At 45.3% G+C, this 16,641-nt stretch carries 16 protein-coding genes and 1 other annotated feature; of the genes, 1 reads left to right on the forward strand and 15 read right to left on the reverse strand.

Features of this window, described 5'->3' with window-relative positions:
- Positions 1-378: 378 nt before the first annotated feature.
- From M2444_RS08920 to lspA, 3 genes are all read right to left on the reverse strand, one after another.
- Positions 379-1,632, reverse strand: coding sequence for an LL-diaminopimelate aminotransferase (locus M2444_RS08920; protein ID WP_280786756.1), 1,254 nt, complete (start codon positions 1,630-1,632; stop codon positions 379-381).
- Between the two features lie 207 nt (positions 1,633-1,839).
- Positions 1,840-2,811, reverse strand: coding sequence for an RluA family pseudouridine synthase (locus M2444_RS08925; RefSeq protein WP_280786757.1), 972 nt, complete (start codon positions 2,809-2,811; stop codon positions 1,840-1,842).
- On the reverse strand, positions 2,804-3,316 hold the full coding sequence (gene lspA / locus M2444_RS08930) for a signal peptidase II (protein ID WP_094873056.1): 513 nt from the start codon (positions 3,314-3,316) through the stop codon (positions 2,804-2,806). The genes M2444_RS08925 and lspA overlap by 8 nt, the downstream gene beginning before the upstream one ends.
- Before the next feature lie 247 nt (positions 3,317-3,563).
- On the opposite strand from lspA, the gene M2444_RS08935 reads away from it, so the two are divergent.
- Entirely contained in the window at positions 3,564-4,289 is a 726-nt protein-coding gene (locus tag M2444_RS08935; RefSeq protein WP_094873058.1) for a TraR/DksA C4-type zinc finger protein, read from the forward strand.
- A gap of 419 nt (positions 4,290-4,708) precedes the next feature.
- On the opposite strand, the gene M2444_RS08940 is transcribed toward M2444_RS08935, so the two are convergent.
- From M2444_RS08940 to spoIIGA, 12 genes are all read right to left on the reverse strand, one after another.
- Complete coding sequence (locus M2444_RS08940) at positions 4,709-4,999, reverse strand: DUF5665 domain-containing protein (RefSeq protein ID WP_373455841.1); 291 nt, start codon at positions 4,997-4,999, stop codon at positions 4,709-4,711.
- A gap of 335 nt (positions 5,000-5,334) precedes the next feature.
- Positions 5,335-8,427 carry an isoleucine--tRNA ligase gene (ileS, locus tag M2444_RS08945; RefSeq protein ID WP_094877673.1) on the reverse strand — a complete coding sequence of 1,031 codons (3,093 nt, stop codon included), beginning with the start codon at positions 8,425-8,427 and terminating at the stop codon, positions 5,335-5,337.
- Between the two features lie 355 nt (positions 8,428-8,782).
- Positions 8,783-9,057, reverse strand: a binding site (T-box leader).
- 280 nt (positions 9,058-9,337) lie between these two features.
- Complete coding sequence (locus M2444_RS08950; RefSeq protein WP_076299650.1) at positions 9,338-9,850, reverse strand: DivIVA domain-containing protein; 513 nt, start codon at positions 9,848-9,850, stop codon at positions 9,338-9,340.
- Between the two features lie 228 nt (positions 9,851-10,078).
- Positions 10,079-10,861, reverse strand: coding sequence for a YlmH family RNA-binding protein (locus tag M2444_RS08955; RefSeq protein WP_280786758.1), 783 nt, complete (start codon positions 10,859-10,861; stop codon positions 10,079-10,081).
- 9 nt (positions 10,862-10,870) lie between these two features.
- A complete protein-coding gene (locus tag M2444_RS08960) occupies positions 10,871-11,110 on the reverse strand; it encodes a YggT family protein (RefSeq protein ID WP_060622150.1) in 240 nt (79 codons plus the stop codon).
- A gap of 34 nt (positions 11,111-11,144) precedes the next feature.
- Positions 11,145-11,588 (reverse strand): cell division protein SepF, encoded by a 444-nt coding sequence (locus M2444_RS08965; protein WP_094873064.1) that lies wholly within the window; start codon positions 11,586-11,588, stop codon positions 11,145-11,147.
- Positions 11,589-11,599: 11 nt separating this feature from the next.
- On the reverse strand, positions 11,600-12,286 hold the full coding sequence (locus tag M2444_RS08970) for a YggS family pyridoxal phosphate-dependent enzyme (protein WP_280786759.1): 687 nt from the start codon (positions 12,284-12,286) through the stop codon (positions 11,600-11,602).
- 3 nt (positions 12,287-12,289) lie between these two features.
- Complete coding sequence (gene pgeF / locus M2444_RS08975; RefSeq protein WP_280786760.1) at positions 12,290-13,147, reverse strand: peptidoglycan editing factor PgeF; 858 nt, start codon at positions 13,145-13,147, stop codon at positions 12,290-12,292.
- Between the two features lie 132 nt (positions 13,148-13,279).
- Positions 13,280-13,624 carry a YlmC/YmxH family sporulation protein gene (locus M2444_RS08980; RefSeq protein ID WP_076284758.1) on the reverse strand — a complete coding sequence of 115 codons (345 nt, stop codon included), beginning with the start codon at positions 13,622-13,624 and terminating at the stop codon, positions 13,280-13,282.
- 164 nt (positions 13,625-13,788) lie between these two features.
- Positions 13,789-14,571 (reverse strand): RNA polymerase sporulation sigma factor SigG, encoded by a 783-nt coding sequence (gene sigG / locus M2444_RS08985; RefSeq protein WP_036683631.1) that lies wholly within the window; start codon positions 14,569-14,571, stop codon positions 13,789-13,791.
- Positions 14,572-14,649: 78 nt separating this feature from the next.
- Entirely contained in the window at positions 14,650-15,372 is a 723-nt protein-coding gene (gene sigE, locus M2444_RS08990) for an RNA polymerase sporulation sigma factor SigE (protein ID WP_028530613.1), read from the reverse strand.
- A gap of 91 nt (positions 15,373-15,463) precedes the next feature.
- A complete protein-coding gene (gene spoIIGA / locus M2444_RS08995) occupies positions 15,464-16,411 on the reverse strand; it encodes a sigma-E processing peptidase SpoIIGA (protein ID WP_094873089.1) in 948 nt (315 codons plus the stop codon).
- Between the last annotated feature and the right edge of the window lie 230 nt (positions 16,412-16,641).

Below are 16,641 nucleotides of genomic sequence, written 5' to 3' on the forward strand. Positions count from 1 at the left end.
GTCAACTTTATCTGCCTAAACTACAACACTTTCCAAGCCTGCTTCTATTAACAACAAAAGGAAGGCGGTATTATAGGGAAAACCTCCCTATAATTAGGCAACAATAGTCATTATGATCAGGTTATGCGGAATTCCTCCCTATAAATTGAAGTATTTCCTTGAATACAACCAAATATGCTGAAATAGAGGGGGGAATTCCCTATATTCTAGCGGATTGAAGCTAAAACACAAAATTAGAGGGAAGAATTCCCTATCTTACAGTAGCTCTATTCTACAGTAGCTCTATTCTACAGTAGTCTAATCCACAGTAGACTAGCCACTACATAAAGAAAAGCCACCCAAGGTTTCCCCTAGGCGGCTTCAATGTCTAACTAATGTTTAAAATTCAAACTCAACATCGCTTAAGCGTCTTTGGATTTCAGAGATGACACGTCTTTCTTCCTCTTCCCCTTTAGCAATAAAGGTAACAGAGAAACGTACAAACGGACCTGCATCATCCCAAGGCACGGTGGAAATTAGCTTCTCACGGATCAGGAATTGCGAGAAATCCTCACCGGATTCGAAACGGCGACCACCTTTGACACCCTTAGGTGCTGCAACATAAAGGAAGAAGGAGCCCTTTGGTTTCTCAGCTTGGAAGCCCAGGCTGTTCAGTGCATCTACCAACAGGTTGTGACGACGAGAATACTTGGCAGCAATCGCTTCAGTAATCTCTGGATGAGCAAGACCGTAAGCCGCAGCTTTTTGAATTGCGATAAATTGACCAGAATCGTTATTGTCCTTCACATCACTGAAGGCTTTAACAACTAAAGGATTCCCTGCAACAAAGCCGATTCTCCAGCCCGTCATATTGTAGGACTTGGACAAGGAATGCAGCTCCACGCCAACATCCTTAGCACCTGGCACAGAGAGGAAGCTAAGCGGCTTCAACCCGTCATAGGTCAAGGCAGCATATGGTGCATCGTGGATAACAACTACATCATATTTCTTAGCCCATGCAACTACCTTAGCAAAAAACTCAGGCGTCGCACTAGCGCCCGTCGGATTGTTTGGATAGTTCAAGTAAAGAAGCTTAGCTTTATGAGCAACTTCTTCTGGAATTTCGTTCAGATCTGGAAGGAAGTTATTCTCCTTCTTCAGCTCTACTGTAAACACTTGTCCACCCAAGTATTTAGTGTGTGTACCCAGCACTGGATAACCCGGCACCGTCATGATCGTAATATCTCCTGGGTTAATGAAGCAAGAAGGCAACATCGCCAGTGCAGGCTTAGAACCGATAGAGTGAACTACCTCCGTAACGGGATCAATGCCTTCAACACGGAATACTTCCCGCAAATAATCAGCAGCAGCTGTCTTAAACTCAGCAATTCCATTGTCCGCATAACCACGGTTCTCTTCCTTAGCTGCTTCTTCAGCAAGCTTAGCCACGATACCTGCATCAGCCATCTCATCTGGCTCGCCTACGCCCATATCAATCAATTCAATATTAGGAAAATCCTGTTTTGCGGATGCTTTAGCACGTTTGATTTTCTCGAATTTATAAATCGAAGTGTCCTTGCCGTAGTTCGCACCGCCGATGCGGTCTGCAAAATTAGTCTGAATGAAGCTGTCTTGGTATTGTTCAATACTCATACTTTCATCTCATCTCCTGGCTATCTATTCTAATTTTAGAAGAAACGGCTTCGCCGTCCCTTGGATGGCTTATGTTTCTAGAGATCCGTTTCTGTGATAAAAAATAAGGATAAAGAATAAGGCATAACCTTCTCTTTATCCTTATGTTATTAAATATGATGGAAAGCAGAGTTCAATACCATAGACTAATTATCACTTCATTTGTACTTATCTGCTGCGCAATGTGAACAGAACTTCTTCCATGTCTTCCGGAATAGGTCTGCTGAATTCTTTATATTCACCTGATGTAGGATGAATAAATCCAAGTACCGCTGCATGTAACGCCTGTCCATTCATAGCTGTTCCTTTGCTGCGTCCATAAACCGGATCACCCACAAGCGGATGACCAATGAATTTCATATGCACCCTGATCTGATGCGTGCGGCCAGTCTCCAGTTGCAGCTCCAGTAGAGTACATTCACCAAAGCGCTCCATCACCGTAAAATGGGTCACAGATTTCTTACTGTTCTTTTCCGTTACAGTGTATAGCTTGCGATCATGTGGATCTCTACCGATCGGAGCATCAACCGTACCTTTGTCATGCGACAAGTTGCCGTGTACAACAGCTATATAGCGGCGTGTTACACTGTGCTCTTTAAGCTGTGCTGCGAGCGACGCGTGACTGGCATCATTTTTAGCCACCATAATAAGACCAGAGGTATCCTTATCAATACGGTGTACAATACCTGGACGAATCTCACCATTAATACCGGATAGATCCTTACAATGATACATCAGTGCATTTACCAAGGTGCCAGACGGATGCCCGGCAGCCGGATGCACAACCATACCACGCGGCTTATTTACAACAATGACATCGCTGTCCTCGTAGACAACATCAAGGGGGATATTCTCCGGAATCAAATCGGTCACTTCTGCTTCAGGAACGATGATGGAAACTACATCGCCTTCTGAGAGCTTATAATTAGCTTTCACGGGTGCTCCATTAACCGTAACATGGCCACCACTGATCCACAGCTGCACCTGAGAACGAGAAACATCCTCTTCCCAAGATTCCGTAATATATTTATCGATACGCTCCTTCGCGTTCTCCGCCGAAACAGTCCACTCCGTGACGTCCCTCTCTTCTTCGCTCGTAGTTGCCGCTTGGTGATTGACGTCTTTATTCAAATCATTCATTCCCTTCCCTTACTTCCTTTGCTTCTTTTACTTCTTTGATTTCCGTAATTTCTTCACCGTTCTTAAGATCGCGGAAGGAGTCCAAAAGAATTAAACCAACCCCAATGACGATACACGAATCTGCAACGTTAAAAATCGGGAAGCTATAGCTTCCAAAATTAAACAGAAGGAAATCGACAACCTCACCACTAATCATCCGGTCGAGGAAGTTACCTATCGCTCCACCCAGAACAAGTCCAAGGGCAACCGACAGCATCTTCCGCGAATGTCTAGTTTTGTTCAAGTACCAAACGATACCTGCAACCACTACAACCGTAACTAAAAAGAAGAACCATTGCTGACCTTGTAGGATCCCAAAAGCAGCTCCGCGATTACGATGTGAGGTAATTAGGAAAAAATTCCCGATGACCGGAATCTGTTCCCCGAGCTCCAGACGTGTGGCAATGAGATACTTCGTTCCCTGATCCACCAAAAATACAATAAGAGCAATCAAATAGTACACCACAGAAGTTGTCACTCCGTTCTTATTTTTCCCGCCAAATGCGGTACAAATACTGTTATAAGACTTGTATATTGTAGCACAGCCCTTAGAAGATCGTCTATTGCGTGACACCTCTCGGGCGCTTAATCTTGGGGACTATTTTCCATCGCTAAAATAACGCCTCTCAGGTCAACCTAACAAAGAACCATCCGGTGCAAATCGGTTAGTCGGAAGGATTCTTAGAAAAAGTACAGAAAGGAGCTTACTCATCATGACGCACCTGACAGTACAGCAGCTCTCAGAGCTGCGCGCCCGATTAGAAAAAGACCGTGATACTATTCAGCACAGGCTTCAGAATAATGAAAATTACGGCTTACAGGAATCCATGCGGGATGGCACCGGAGAACTTTCCGAGAATGACAACCATCCAGGAGATGCAGCCACCGATTTGTATAACCGCTCCATGGATATTTCACTGCTAGAGCGGGACGAGCATGAGCTGGATGATATTGAAGCTGCTCTCAACGCTATGGATGAAGGCACCTATGGGATATGTAAGGCTAGCGGTCAACCGATCCCTTTTGAGCGTCTATCCGCCATTCCCTCCACACTTTATTCTAAAGAGCACGCCCCACGTCAAAATGCACCCTTTACTCGGCCCATTGAAGAAGAATTTTTATCTCCTCCATTTGGGCGGACTAGTCTCGATGAGCGAGAGGATCAAAATGGCTTTGATGGTGAGGATGCCTGGCAGATTGTAGAAAGCTATGGCAGCTCCAATTCCCCCGCTATGGCGGAGGGCAATAATATTGACTCCTATAATGATATGGAAATTGAAGCGGATGAGCTGGAAGGCTGTGTGGAGCCTTGGGAGAACTTTATCGCTACCGATATTACAGGTAATCATTTAATGGTAGTGCCGGGACGTAGCTACGAGCGTTATAAGGATAGCGACGAGGGAAGTTTCATGCTTGATCCACTCGAAGGCGAGGAGTAAAAGCATTGTCGCTACAAGAAAATGAACAGCGCGCGGTTCCAGTATCATGATGGAATGGTCCGCTGTTTTTTTATTTTTTCTGCTCTATGTCATTTTGTTAAGAAAATGTTCAGATTCAGCTGGTAAACTGATCTAACGGATGCTGAAATCGACATACAAGGAGTGTAACGTAAGTGAATCAGGAGTATTTTAAAAATGTACAGAAACTCAGTCATGAAGATGATAGACGATATTTATTATTAATGAGAGGTTTGCGTATCATACACAAGAAAAAAAAGCAGTGCAGCCCTCTCCAAAGATTAAAGAACGAAAGATACGGACTGAGGAGAAACGTAGAAGCCCAAGGCTGGGTAAATCCACCTAAGAAAATAGACCGAACCCTAATCACCCTACAACCGGAGTAAAGACCACTTTAAAAGCTATTTGAATTCCAGCTGACGCTGTACAATTCGTACAATATCCGCAATATAATCTCCGATGATCGGCAGATTCAAGGCTCCAAGCCCCTGAAGGACATAAATGATCGTTGCTGCAAAAAAAGTAAAGCCTAGCGCGATCCCAACGCCACGAGCCGTTCCATATAAGATATTTTTCCAAATTAAAGTCCAAGGTGAATGTAACAGCTCTGTATATTGATAAATTCGTGATTTCTCCAATATATTAGCCCATTCAAAGGTTAATCGATACATTGTATTCATTTTTTCTTCCAGTGGAATATCTTCTGGATTACGATGATCTGCTGTTAAACGCTCAGGGTTTTCCTCAGGAATAACCTTTTTCTCCGCTCCCTTATCTGGGCTGTTCTTGTTGTCGGATGTCTTGACGGAGATTCTGTTCTTCTGATCCTCCACAGCCACAGCTCCTCTCATACGTCTATATTCGCCACAAAGTAAACGAGCCCGGTCAAAGAGAATGAATCTCCTTGAGCACGGGGCTCGTTATTTTTGCGGGCGAAATATAAAGACTATATTTCCCGCATAAACAGAAGTTCTCTGTTTACACTTGTGCCGCTAGTATATGCTGTTTTGGGACAGGTAATGCAGATTTACGCTCCAATATGAATACCGATGGATTTACCACCGACATCTACCGATTCAAAAGCATGTTCTCCGCCAAAATCAACCGTAGTTACAAGTACATTGTCTCGCAATACATTCTCAAAGGCTGTAACTGCTGCTTTAAGCTCATCGTCTACATTCAGCGTGAGTGCGATCCGTTTCTCGATCGGCAGATCCAAACGTTTACGGTAATCTTGAACCGCACGAATGATCTCACGAACCCAGCCTTCTTGTTCAAGCTCAGGTGTGATTTCAGTATTGAGCGCAACCGTAATTCCATATCCGGAAGCTGCAGCGAAACCTGCTTTAGCTTCTTTTTCAACGAGTAGCTCATCAGAAGTGATCACCAACTCTTCTCCCTCTGGTGTCGCAATCGCGATTGAGCCGTCTTGCACCGCTTTGCGGGTGGAGTCACTATCCAAAGCTTTCAGGAAGCCTTGCAGGAAGCCGACGTTTTTACCGTATTTTTTACCCGCAACTTTAAGATTCAGCTTGAGTGTGAAGTCAACAAATCCACTGTCGCTAGTCTCTAGCACGATGTTCTTGATGTTGATCTCGTCTTTAATGATCTCTTCATACTCAGCCAAATGAAAGTCGCGGTTCATCGAAACGATCAGCTCAGACAGCGGTTGACGATTCTTAATGCCTGTTTCGTTACGCACATTACGCGCCAGCTCAACAATTTGTCTCGCACTTTCCATATCCTCTTCCAGCTCTTTATCGATCAAGCTTTCATCAGCAACCGGATAATCTGCTAAATGCACACTTTCTCCGCCGCCAAGGTTCGTGAAGATATCTTCAGACAACATCGGTGTAAATGGAGCCATCAAAGACGCTGTCTTTAAAAGCACATGAGTCAGTGTACGGTAAGCATCCAGCTTATCTTCACCTAGACCACTACCCCAGAAACGGTCACGGGAACGACGGATATACCAGTTGCTCAGCTCATCTATAAAGTTCTCAATACCTTTGGATGTATTCACGAAGTCATTTACTGCAAGTCCTTTGTCTACCAAAAGAATCAAGCTGTTCAGACGGGACAAAATCCAGCGGTCCAGCTTATGTTCCGATACTTTAAAAGGATGATCGGCAGGATCATAACCATCGATGCCTGCATAAAGCGTCAAGAACGCATGCGTATTCACCAGTGTATCTACAACTTTGGATTTGGTTTCCCCTACAAGACCACGAGAGAAACGTTTGTTATTCCACGGTGCACTATCGGACAGAATTGCCCAACGGAAAGCATCCGTGCCGTAATCGTTCATGATATCCCAAGGATCAATAACATTGCCTTTTGATTTGGACATTTTTTGACCATTCTCATCAAGGATATGACCGTGAGCAATAACAGCTTTATATGGAGCTTTACCTTTAAACAAGGTAGATACAGCTAGTAAGCTATAGAACCATCCACGTGTCTGATCGATCCCTTCACAGATCATATCTGCTGGATATTGATCATTCAGCTTATCCTCGTTCTCAAATGGATAATGACTTTGCGCAAATGGCATCGAACCACTATCGAACCAAACATCGATAACCTCCGGTGTGCGAACCATCTCTGCACCTTCGCTGAAAGGACTGCGCAGCTTGATCTTATCTACAAAAGGCTTATGCAGCTCGATATCCTCAGGTACATCGCCAATCGCCATCGCTCTCAGTTCTTCAATGCTGTGTGGAGCGAACTCTTTGCCCGTTTCTTGACATACCCAAACATTAAGCGGTGTGCCCCAGTAACGATTACGGCTGATATTCCAGTCCACCAGTTCATCCAGGAACTTCCCGAAACGGCCTTCACGTACATGCTCAGGATACCAATCTACGCTGTTGTTGTTAGCAATCAGCTGATCTTTGATCGCTGTAGTGTTGATGAACCAGCTGTCTGTTGCGTAGTACAAGAGTGGTGTATCACAACGCCAGCAGAACGGATAGCTGTGCTCGTATTTTTCTTTGCCGTAAAGCAGTCCTTTTTCAGACAAAGCTTTAACGATATCCAAATCGCAATCTTTCACGAAGCGTCCAGCAAAATCAGACACTACATCCGTATACTTACCGGAGTTATCAACCACGTTCACGAAGCTGATGCCGTTCTCGCGGCAAGTCTTGTAGTCATCTTCGCCATGCGCTGGTGCCATGTGTACGATCCCTGTACCACTGGAATCTGTAACGAAGGAAGCACCTACGATGACATTGCTTTTCTCTGCCTTGATGTATCCGAATGGAGGAGCGTAAGTTTTGCCGATAAACTCGGAACCTTTATGTGTAGAAAGGACTGTGTGCTCGCCTTTCATTACTTCCTCCACCAAATTTTTGGCAACAATGTAGATACCATCTTCTTGTTGTACACGTACATAATCCATGTCAGGGTTCATGGCTAACGCCATATGTGCTGGCAGCGTCCATGGTGTAGTCGTCCAAGCTAGTACATAGTCTCCACTGTCATCCAGTTTGAACTTTGCAGTCGCACTCAGATCCTTGACCGTCTTGTAGCCTTGGGCTACTTCATGGGAGCTTAGGGTAGTCTGACAGCTTGGGCAGTAAGGACTAACGCGGTGTCCGCGGTAGAGCAATCCTTTGTCATGCACAGTAGCCAAGATGTTCCACACGCTCTCAATATACGTGTTATCCAAAGTTACGTAAGGATTATCCAGATCCGTCCAGTATCCGATACCCTCAGTAAACTCGCGCCATTGCTTCTCATAACCAAAGACGCTGTCTTTACATTCCTGAATGAATTTTTCTACACCATATTCCTCGATCTCTTGTTTGCCGGAGATGCCAAGCTTCTTTTGTACACCTAGTTCTACTGGCAGACCATGTGTATCCCAGCCGGCTTTACGAACCACGCGGTAGCCTTTCATCGTTTGGTAACGACCGATGAAATCCTTGATTACACGGCCCAGCACGTGCCCGATATGCGGAGCACCATTGGCTGTAGGAGGACCTTCGTAAAATACATAGTTCGGACGTCCTTCACGATTCTCCATGGATTTACGGAACGTATTTTCGTCGCTCCATTTCTTCAGTATGCGGACATCTCTTGCCCGCGCTTTTTCTTTGACATCTACTTTTTGCATGTGATGGTCAATCCTTTCATGGTTTAGTCTGTAAAGCCGTAAGCGGCACGCTTTATCTCAGGCATCCGAGCCGCGATCCCGTAGGGCAGCACTGGCTCGGGGTGCCACATGGAGCGGCGAGTGAAACGCCGGTCTGCTCTAGCAGTGAAGGCCCCGCAGGCTAACCTGCCAGGGGAGCCTAAGAAGGGCCGCTCCTTCAGCCACATGAGTCCGTTCGCTTCCACCACCGTACCTATATGCACGAGGCTTTACATTGCCGGTGTCCAGAGGGCGGCAGCCCTTGGGGTCCCCCTTAGAAAGGGGGATTTAGGGGGATGGCCACCCCGGAACAACAAAATAAGCGTCATCCCACCCCCAAAGGGGCGAGACAACGCTCGCGATACCACCCTAATTCTGCGCATGAGCACATCCTTAAGGGGAATGTATTCAGCACAATCTCAGTCCTGTGCGTAAATCTCATGCACAGGTCCGGTGTAACGTCCGGCAGACGGCTAAGCTTACGCACGATCAACGCTTCAGCTTAACTTCTAGGGGAAGATCTTCCGGCAGGGTTCGAACAATCGGCTCTCAGCAATCGCCGACTCTCTGGAGAACGTTACCTTGTCGTACTTGTCCCGTCATCGAATACATATAAACATTATACAGATATGTTCTATTTATAGACTTTTTAAGTCTAAATGTCAACAACCGCTAGCGAAATCCGCAATTAGGAGTATACCAGTGTAGGCTGAATACTTTATTATGATCGATTTTAGCGGAAAATAAAAATAGAGGGAATAACTCCCTCTATTTAGCCGATTTAGCATGAAATTATAAATTAGAGGGAATTCCCTCTAATCTGATCGAAGACCATTAAGCCCCAGATCTGGCCTAATCACACACCAAATCAGCATTCAATCGTCATAATGCATCAGATACGATGTAGAACGTCATCCTTAAAAGTTACGCTCTCGCTTGCCTCACGACTCTCCAAGGCATTCCAGTCATCCTGAGACAACAGCTCAAGCTGTGCTTCCACCAATGTGCGAAAACGAGTGCGATAGATCGAAGCTTGCTTGCGCAATTCTTCAGTCTCAATAGCAACCTTACGGGATTTGGATAACGCTTCGTTAATAATCCGATCCGCGTTCTTTTCCGCTTCCTTGATAATGAGCTGCGATTCCTTCTTGGAGTTGTTCTTCACATCATCCGCCGCTTCCTGAGCGACTAAGATCGTTTTCGATAAACTCTCTTCAATATTCACAAAATGATCTAAACGCTCTTGAATGGACAAAAGCTGATTCTGCAGCTCTTTGTTCTCACGGATGACACTTTCGTAATCCTTAATGACTTGATCCAGAAATTCGTTGACCTCGTCCTCATCATAACCGCGAAGTCTCCGAGAGAACTCCTTGTTATGTATATCGAGCGGTGTTAATGGCATGCTGTGCACCTCCTAGAAATTTCGGACCTTCTAAGTCTCTGAACCAACCCTGCGCAGCAGACAAAGAAGCAAGACTGTACTTCAAGTAAAGGCAGAGGATTATATCAACGCTCCAACTGCCATTCATGGTTCGCCTCTTCTATAAAATATCGGCGTCCTGCTTTAAAAATGTTTGATTCCCTCGAAATAATCAATTTCGACAAGTAAAGCCGGATTCCTGCAAGGGATTCACACAAATTTACCAACCTGAACACGGTATCGGCCCTTTTTCGTCAAACTACCGACCTCTAGAACCTTGAATCGACCAAATCCTTGAATAGATACCATGTCACCATCTTTAAGTCCGCAGGAAGGGTCTTCTTCCACTTTCCAATTTACCCGAACGCGTCCAGCCTTGATGGGAGCAAGAATTTTGCTTCGGCTAAGCCGTGTTACATCTGCGGCAATGCCATCCAATCGTAGGGACGCTACAGTCAAATCCATCATTTCCAGCTTCACCTCACTATTACGCAAGGCAGAAAGTGGCAATACCTCCGTGCTCACCTGTATTCGATGAACTCCAGTTAAATTCATGGCTAAATAATCTGCAATATCAGCAGCTACTACCACATGACAACCATCGTCCAGAACATGAATATCACCGATTTTGCCACGTTTTACTCCAACACCCAGAATAGAGCCCATGTAGTCCCCATGCTCTAGCGCCAGAAACTTTTGCTCCCCAGAGGTTATCGCAAGAACCTTCAGCTCCATGTCCTCATGTTCCAGATCACGATAATCAGGCGCAATGAGTGCTCGCTTCCGCTCTGCCTCAGGGTGGCCGCCTTCCCATCTGACGACAACATCTGTATGCCGATTGACGAGACTTTGCAGAATAAATCCTTGGCGCGGATCTAGAAATTCGGTCAGTTTCGTCTCATGATATTCTCCAGCATGGGTAACCCATTCCCAAGCCTTGTCCACAAATTGTCTTTCATCGGGATGAAAATGCCCGTAAACTTCTGTCTTCATCACTTCTGCCTAAAAAATTAAGTGCAAAATGGATTTTAGTCCACCTGCCGCAAATTCCAAGACAAGCAGTGCTATGATCGGGGAAATATCAAGCGTACCAAAGAGTGGCGGAATAAACCGACGAAATGGTGTCAAATACGGCTCAACAAGCTTGCTCAGCAGTTCTCCGATAAAGTTCTCACGAACATTTGGTAACCACGACATCAGTACGTAGAAAATAATCATGTAAAAATAAATATTAAACAGCATATCAATAATGTAATCAATTTGGAGCAAAGCTCATTCACCTCATTCTGTTATAGTCTGGATCGTCACCTAGGATTTCTGTAATGGCACCTTGAATTTCAACGGTATCTGGCGTGCACATAAATATATTGCCCCCAATTTTAGAGATTCCTCCCCCAAGGGCATAAACGGTTCCGCTAAGAAAATCAATAATTCTCATCGCCTGATCATTACGGACACGCTGAAGATTAATCACTACCGTCCGGTGAGAACGGAGATGGTCCGCAATTTCCTGTGCCTCATCGTACGAACGCGGCTCATAAAGTACAACTTTTACATTCTTCTGCGAATGGATACTGACAACGTTGCCCCTTTGATTTTTGCGGGTTTCGACAGGGGCTGGTTCATATTCATCCTCATCTTGGGAAATACGCTCCCGCTCCACAATTTCCTCTTCCTCCTGCAAGCCCAAAAAACTCATAAATCGGTTCATAACGCTCATCACGATCCCTCCTAATGGCCTACTAACACCGTACCTAGGCGTACCCAGGTGGCTCCTTCCTGTATCGCCACTTCAAAATCATTCGACATTCCCATGGATAACTCCGTAATCGGCTCAGGTGTCAAAGCAAGTTGATTGAGCTCATCGCGCAGCTCACGAAGTCCGCGAAATACAGGGCGGGTAAGCTCCGGATCACCTTCTAAAGGTGCCATCGTCATTAGTCCAATTACTTTTACACGGTCGAGACTAGCAATTTCACGCAAAAATCCAGGTACCGCCTCAGGCGACAGACCAAATTTCGTATCTTCTCCAGAGATGTTTACTTGAAGAAAGACATTCACTTCTTGATCTGCGGCAATCGCCTTTTTGTGTAATTCTTGCGCCAGGGATATCCGGTCTAAAGAGTGTATATATTGAAACTTGCCAATAACGTCTTTAACCTTATTGGTCTGCAAATGCCCGATAAAATGCCATGTCCCTTGGTCCCCTAAAACCTTCCATTTGTGCTCAGCATCCTGCCAGCGACTCTCGGCAATATGCTCTAGGCCTGCCTCCAATACGGAGGACACCATTTCCAGAGAAACATATTTCGTCACTGCAATTACCTTGACGTCATTTCGATCCCGGCCGCTTGCCGTGCAGGCACGTGCTACACGTTCCTCTACTTCAGCAATTCTCTCCTGCAGTGTTAAAGCCAACTTTCAACTCTCCTTTATTCCGATCCAGCTCGTCATCCTGCCTGTAACCCCATTTTCTTTACGATAAGAAAAGAACAAATCTTGATTACAGCTTGTACACCAAGAAGTACATTCGATATGAGTCGGCAATATTCCTGCTTTAATCATAATGCGTCGATTCATTTCTTTCAAGTTTAGCATGTATTTGTTCTCATCTGTGTCAGATATTCTGTATAGCCCTACAGAATCGGCTGTTTCTGTCGGCTTGCTCAAATCACCCTCCAATTGACGGACATGCTTCATCACATAATCGTCCACCTCATAACAACAGTCCCCAATGGAGGGTCCGATCGCTGCAATGATATCCTGCGGATGGCTGCCGTAAACGGTCTCCATTTTACTCACCATCGCGGCTGCAATCTGGGCCACAGTTCCCTTCCAGCCAGCATGCGCAAGACCGACGACTCGGTGCACTGGATCATAAAAGTAAAGAGGCACGCAATCCGCATAAAAAGAAGTAAGCAATACACCCGGCACATCTGTAAGCAAGCCATCGGTTGTCTGAAATGCCGAGGCTCTATCCTTTTGGCCCCGACCACGATCGGCTTCCCTTACCACTGCTATTTCTGCTCCATGGGTTTGTTCCCCACAAGTCCAAGCTTCCGGCTTGAAATCAAGAGCTTCCGCAAGCGTCCTACGATTCGTTAAGACATCTTCCGGAGCATCCCCAACATGAAATGCACAATTCAGGCTGTCATAAGGCTTTTTGCTAGCCCCTCCCTGTCTACCTGTAAACCCTGCTGTAATTTCTTTATGCTCCACACACCAAGGCTCCAGATGGAGCAGCATAAGTGTTTCCTTCCCCTGCACAAACGGTTCCATATCCTCACCTCCGCCTAAGTGTACCACATGTAAATACCCCCACAAAATGCCGCTTAAGCTTAAAACCTCAAATTAACAGCTTTTTATGCGATGCACTCCAATTCTTTTATAAAAAACAAAAAACGCACCTAATTAATAAGTGCGCCGTTCGCCTCGGTCCCCTCGTTCCAGATACATCGTTTCTCGTTCATCCTGCCCTTGAGGCATTCTTGATTCTTCAATCTTCACAAGCACTACATCAGACCCGATTTTGACAATATTTCGCCATGGAATAATCAGATCCGTTCCTCCTCCGAACAAACCCATAAACCGTGTGTAGCCGGGAATTACAATGGCATCGATGACACCTCGGCGTAAATCAAGCTCTAAGTCACTGATTTGGCCTAGTCGTTTGCCATCCACAATATTAATAACATCCTTAGTCTGAAAATCAGAGATTTTCATCTTTTTAGCTGATCCTAAATAATCCTCGTTCATTTCACCACCCCTGTACAATCAGACCTATAGTCCAATATATGTTATGAAAGCTTGGCCACATGCCTGAAATATCCCTGCAAAGTGAGGCTAAGCTTAAACAATAAAAAGAGGAGATCATCCAAAATCCTTATCACGGATTCTGGATATCTCCTCATTCAGACAATTTAAGACTTCACATGTTTTTGCATTTGCTGAATCGCAGATTTCTCTAGACGTGAGACCTGTGCCTGTGAGATACCAATCTCATCTGCGACCTCCATCTGTGTTTTCCCTTCGAAAAACCGCATGGATAAAATTCGTTTCTCCCTTTGACCTAACTTACGCATCGCTTCACGTAAGGCGATTTCTTCGATCCACGACACATCCTTATTCTTATCATCGCTAATCTGGTCCATTACATAAATAGGATCGCCACCGTCATGATAGATCGGTTCGAATAAGGACACTGGATCCTGTATAGCATCAAGGGCAAACACTACATCTTCCTTCGGTACACCAAGTGCTTCAGAGATTTCGAATATCGTCGGTTCCCGCGAATTCTGATTAGTCAGACTATCGCGTACCTGAAGCGCCTTGTAAGCAATGTCTCGGAGTGAACGCGATACTCGAATCGGGTTGTTATCACGCAAGTAACGGCGGATCTCACCAATAATCATCGGAACCGCATATGTGGAGAACTTAACGTTTTGTGATAAATCGAAATTATCGATGGCTTTCATCAGACCGATGCAGCCTACCTGGAACAAATCGTCAACAAATTCCCCCCTATTATTGAACCTCTGGATAACACTTAGAACAAGCCTAAGATTACCATTTACCAATTTCTCTCTGGCGGATCGCTCGCCCTGCTGCTGCAGCGAAGTGAACAGTTGCCGCATTTCCACATTCGTTAGAACAGGCAGCTTAGCAGTATCCACACCGCAAATCTCGACTTTATTACGGGTCATGATGATTTACCTCCCAAGGAGAAACATTACTGTACATTATCTCCCGGGTTGGCCATTTTATTCCTTGCTAATTTCACCTTATACCATCTTGTTAAACTCCTTACGCAGCCGCTTAATAATTCGTTTCTCCAGACGAGAAATGTAAGATTGGGAAATTCCGAGCAGATCCGCCACATCTTTTTGCGTCTTTTCTTCGCCCCCACGCAGTCCGAAACGCAGCTCCATAATGAGTCTTTCCCGTTCACTCAGCTTTTCCAGCGCCTTTTGCAGCAGCTTGCGATCGACCTGTTCTTCAATGTTCCGATAAATGGTATCATTTTCCGTTCCTAATACGTCTGAGAGCAGCAACTCATTACCATCCCAATCGATATTAAGAGGCTCATCAAAAGAAACCTCACTTCGTGTCTTGCTATTACGCCGCAGATACATCAAAATTTCATTCTCTATGCAACGTGATGCATAAGTTGCTAGTTTTATTTTTTTCTCGGGATCAAAAGTGTTAACCGCCTTAATTAATCCGATAGCCCCTATCGAAACCAGGTCTTCAATATTGATTCCGGTATTCTCGAATTTACGAGCGATATACACTACGAGGCGCAGGTTACGCTCAATCAGCATCGCACGAACAGCTGCATCGCCGCTGGATAGCCGCTGAAGCAGATACTCTTCTTCTTCCCGTGTCAGCGGTGGAGGTAGAGCCTCGCTCCCGCCGATATAATAGATTTCCTGACTCTTCAACCCCAGTAGAAACAGCATGCGGTAATATTGCAGCTGCAGAGCAATTTTCCATTTGACCATTATTGTTCCTCCTCCAAGAAGTACACGGTTAGCGTATAAAGCTTTTAATTCCCGCTTTCAGCCATCAGAAGTTTGGTTCAGCTAGCTTTAAAGATTAGGAAGGTAGTGCTGCATCAGTGGCGCTCTCTTTTTGAGTTAAATCTGGATGTATGACCGCCCGATAGGCTCCATCTCCTGAGAGTGTCCCGCCATCCAGCCCAATTAAGACTCTTTTACTATAAAAGATATCTTCACCGAGCTTTATCGTCACAAGGTCTGGCTTCAGTGCGAGCATAAATGATGCCCCTCGGTTAATCCCCCTGTAAGGTACTAGTCGCATCCTATCCTGCCAAGCAAACGACTGCCCGTCCGTTTCTAGCAAAAGTTTGTCCGCACCATCCTGAGTGAGTCTCCCTTTCCATGCAGCAGGCAGATGCCCCTCCCAGAGCGTCGATTCCATCACCATCACCGGTATGCGGGTCAAAGGATCACAGAGACGATTACCTGTGTCTAACAGGCCAGGACAGGAAACACTTACACCATCAATTTCAACAACCACCTCACCGATATAGGTTTCAAGCTGCTCCCTTCTGATTCGTGAAGAATGCACTGCCTTGAAGCAGATTAACACCAGGGGGAATACTGCAATGACAAACCAAAAGCCGATCTTTAAGCCGTAGGCATGCCCTCCTGAAGCAGTGAACATAATACCATTCCAAATGTCGCTGGAGCTCTGCAGCAAATAGTGAATACCAACAATTCCACCTGCGGCTGCAAAATTGATAATATAGAAAGCTCCCATAGTGCGAAGATAGCTTTGCAGACTCCCAAAACCAAAGGCAATCCATAACATAACTACCGACAATCCAAACTTGATAAGGAAGGTATACATGAAAGACAGCTCCGGTACAAACATCATCACTACATACAGTGCGCCAACGAGAGCTGAGACGATTAAACGCCACCATGAGATTCTCAGCTTAACCATCCAGCCTGTCAGCCACAAAAGAATTCCGTCGATCACTAGATTGGCGGCGAATATCAAGTCAATATAAACAACCAGTGCATTCACCTGCTTAATGGCGGAATCTATCCTCTAGCCAAATTGGATCAGGCTCTGTTTTTTGGACGATATGATTAGTATAGAAAGTCTCGCTTTCAAAGTCTGTCTAAACTTGGGGGGCATTCTTGCGGTTTTTTTGTCGAGTTATAGCGCGTGAGGATTTATTCCTTCTTCATGGAATTTTCGGATCTTTTATTTCAAAAAAAACACCGTACCGCCATAGCTAATTA

The sequence above is a fragment of the Paenibacillus sp. PastF-3 genome (assembly GCF_029893135.1).
Lineage (GTDB): Bacteria > Bacillota > Bacilli > Paenibacillales > Paenibacillaceae > Paenibacillus_AQ > Paenibacillus_AQ nitricinens.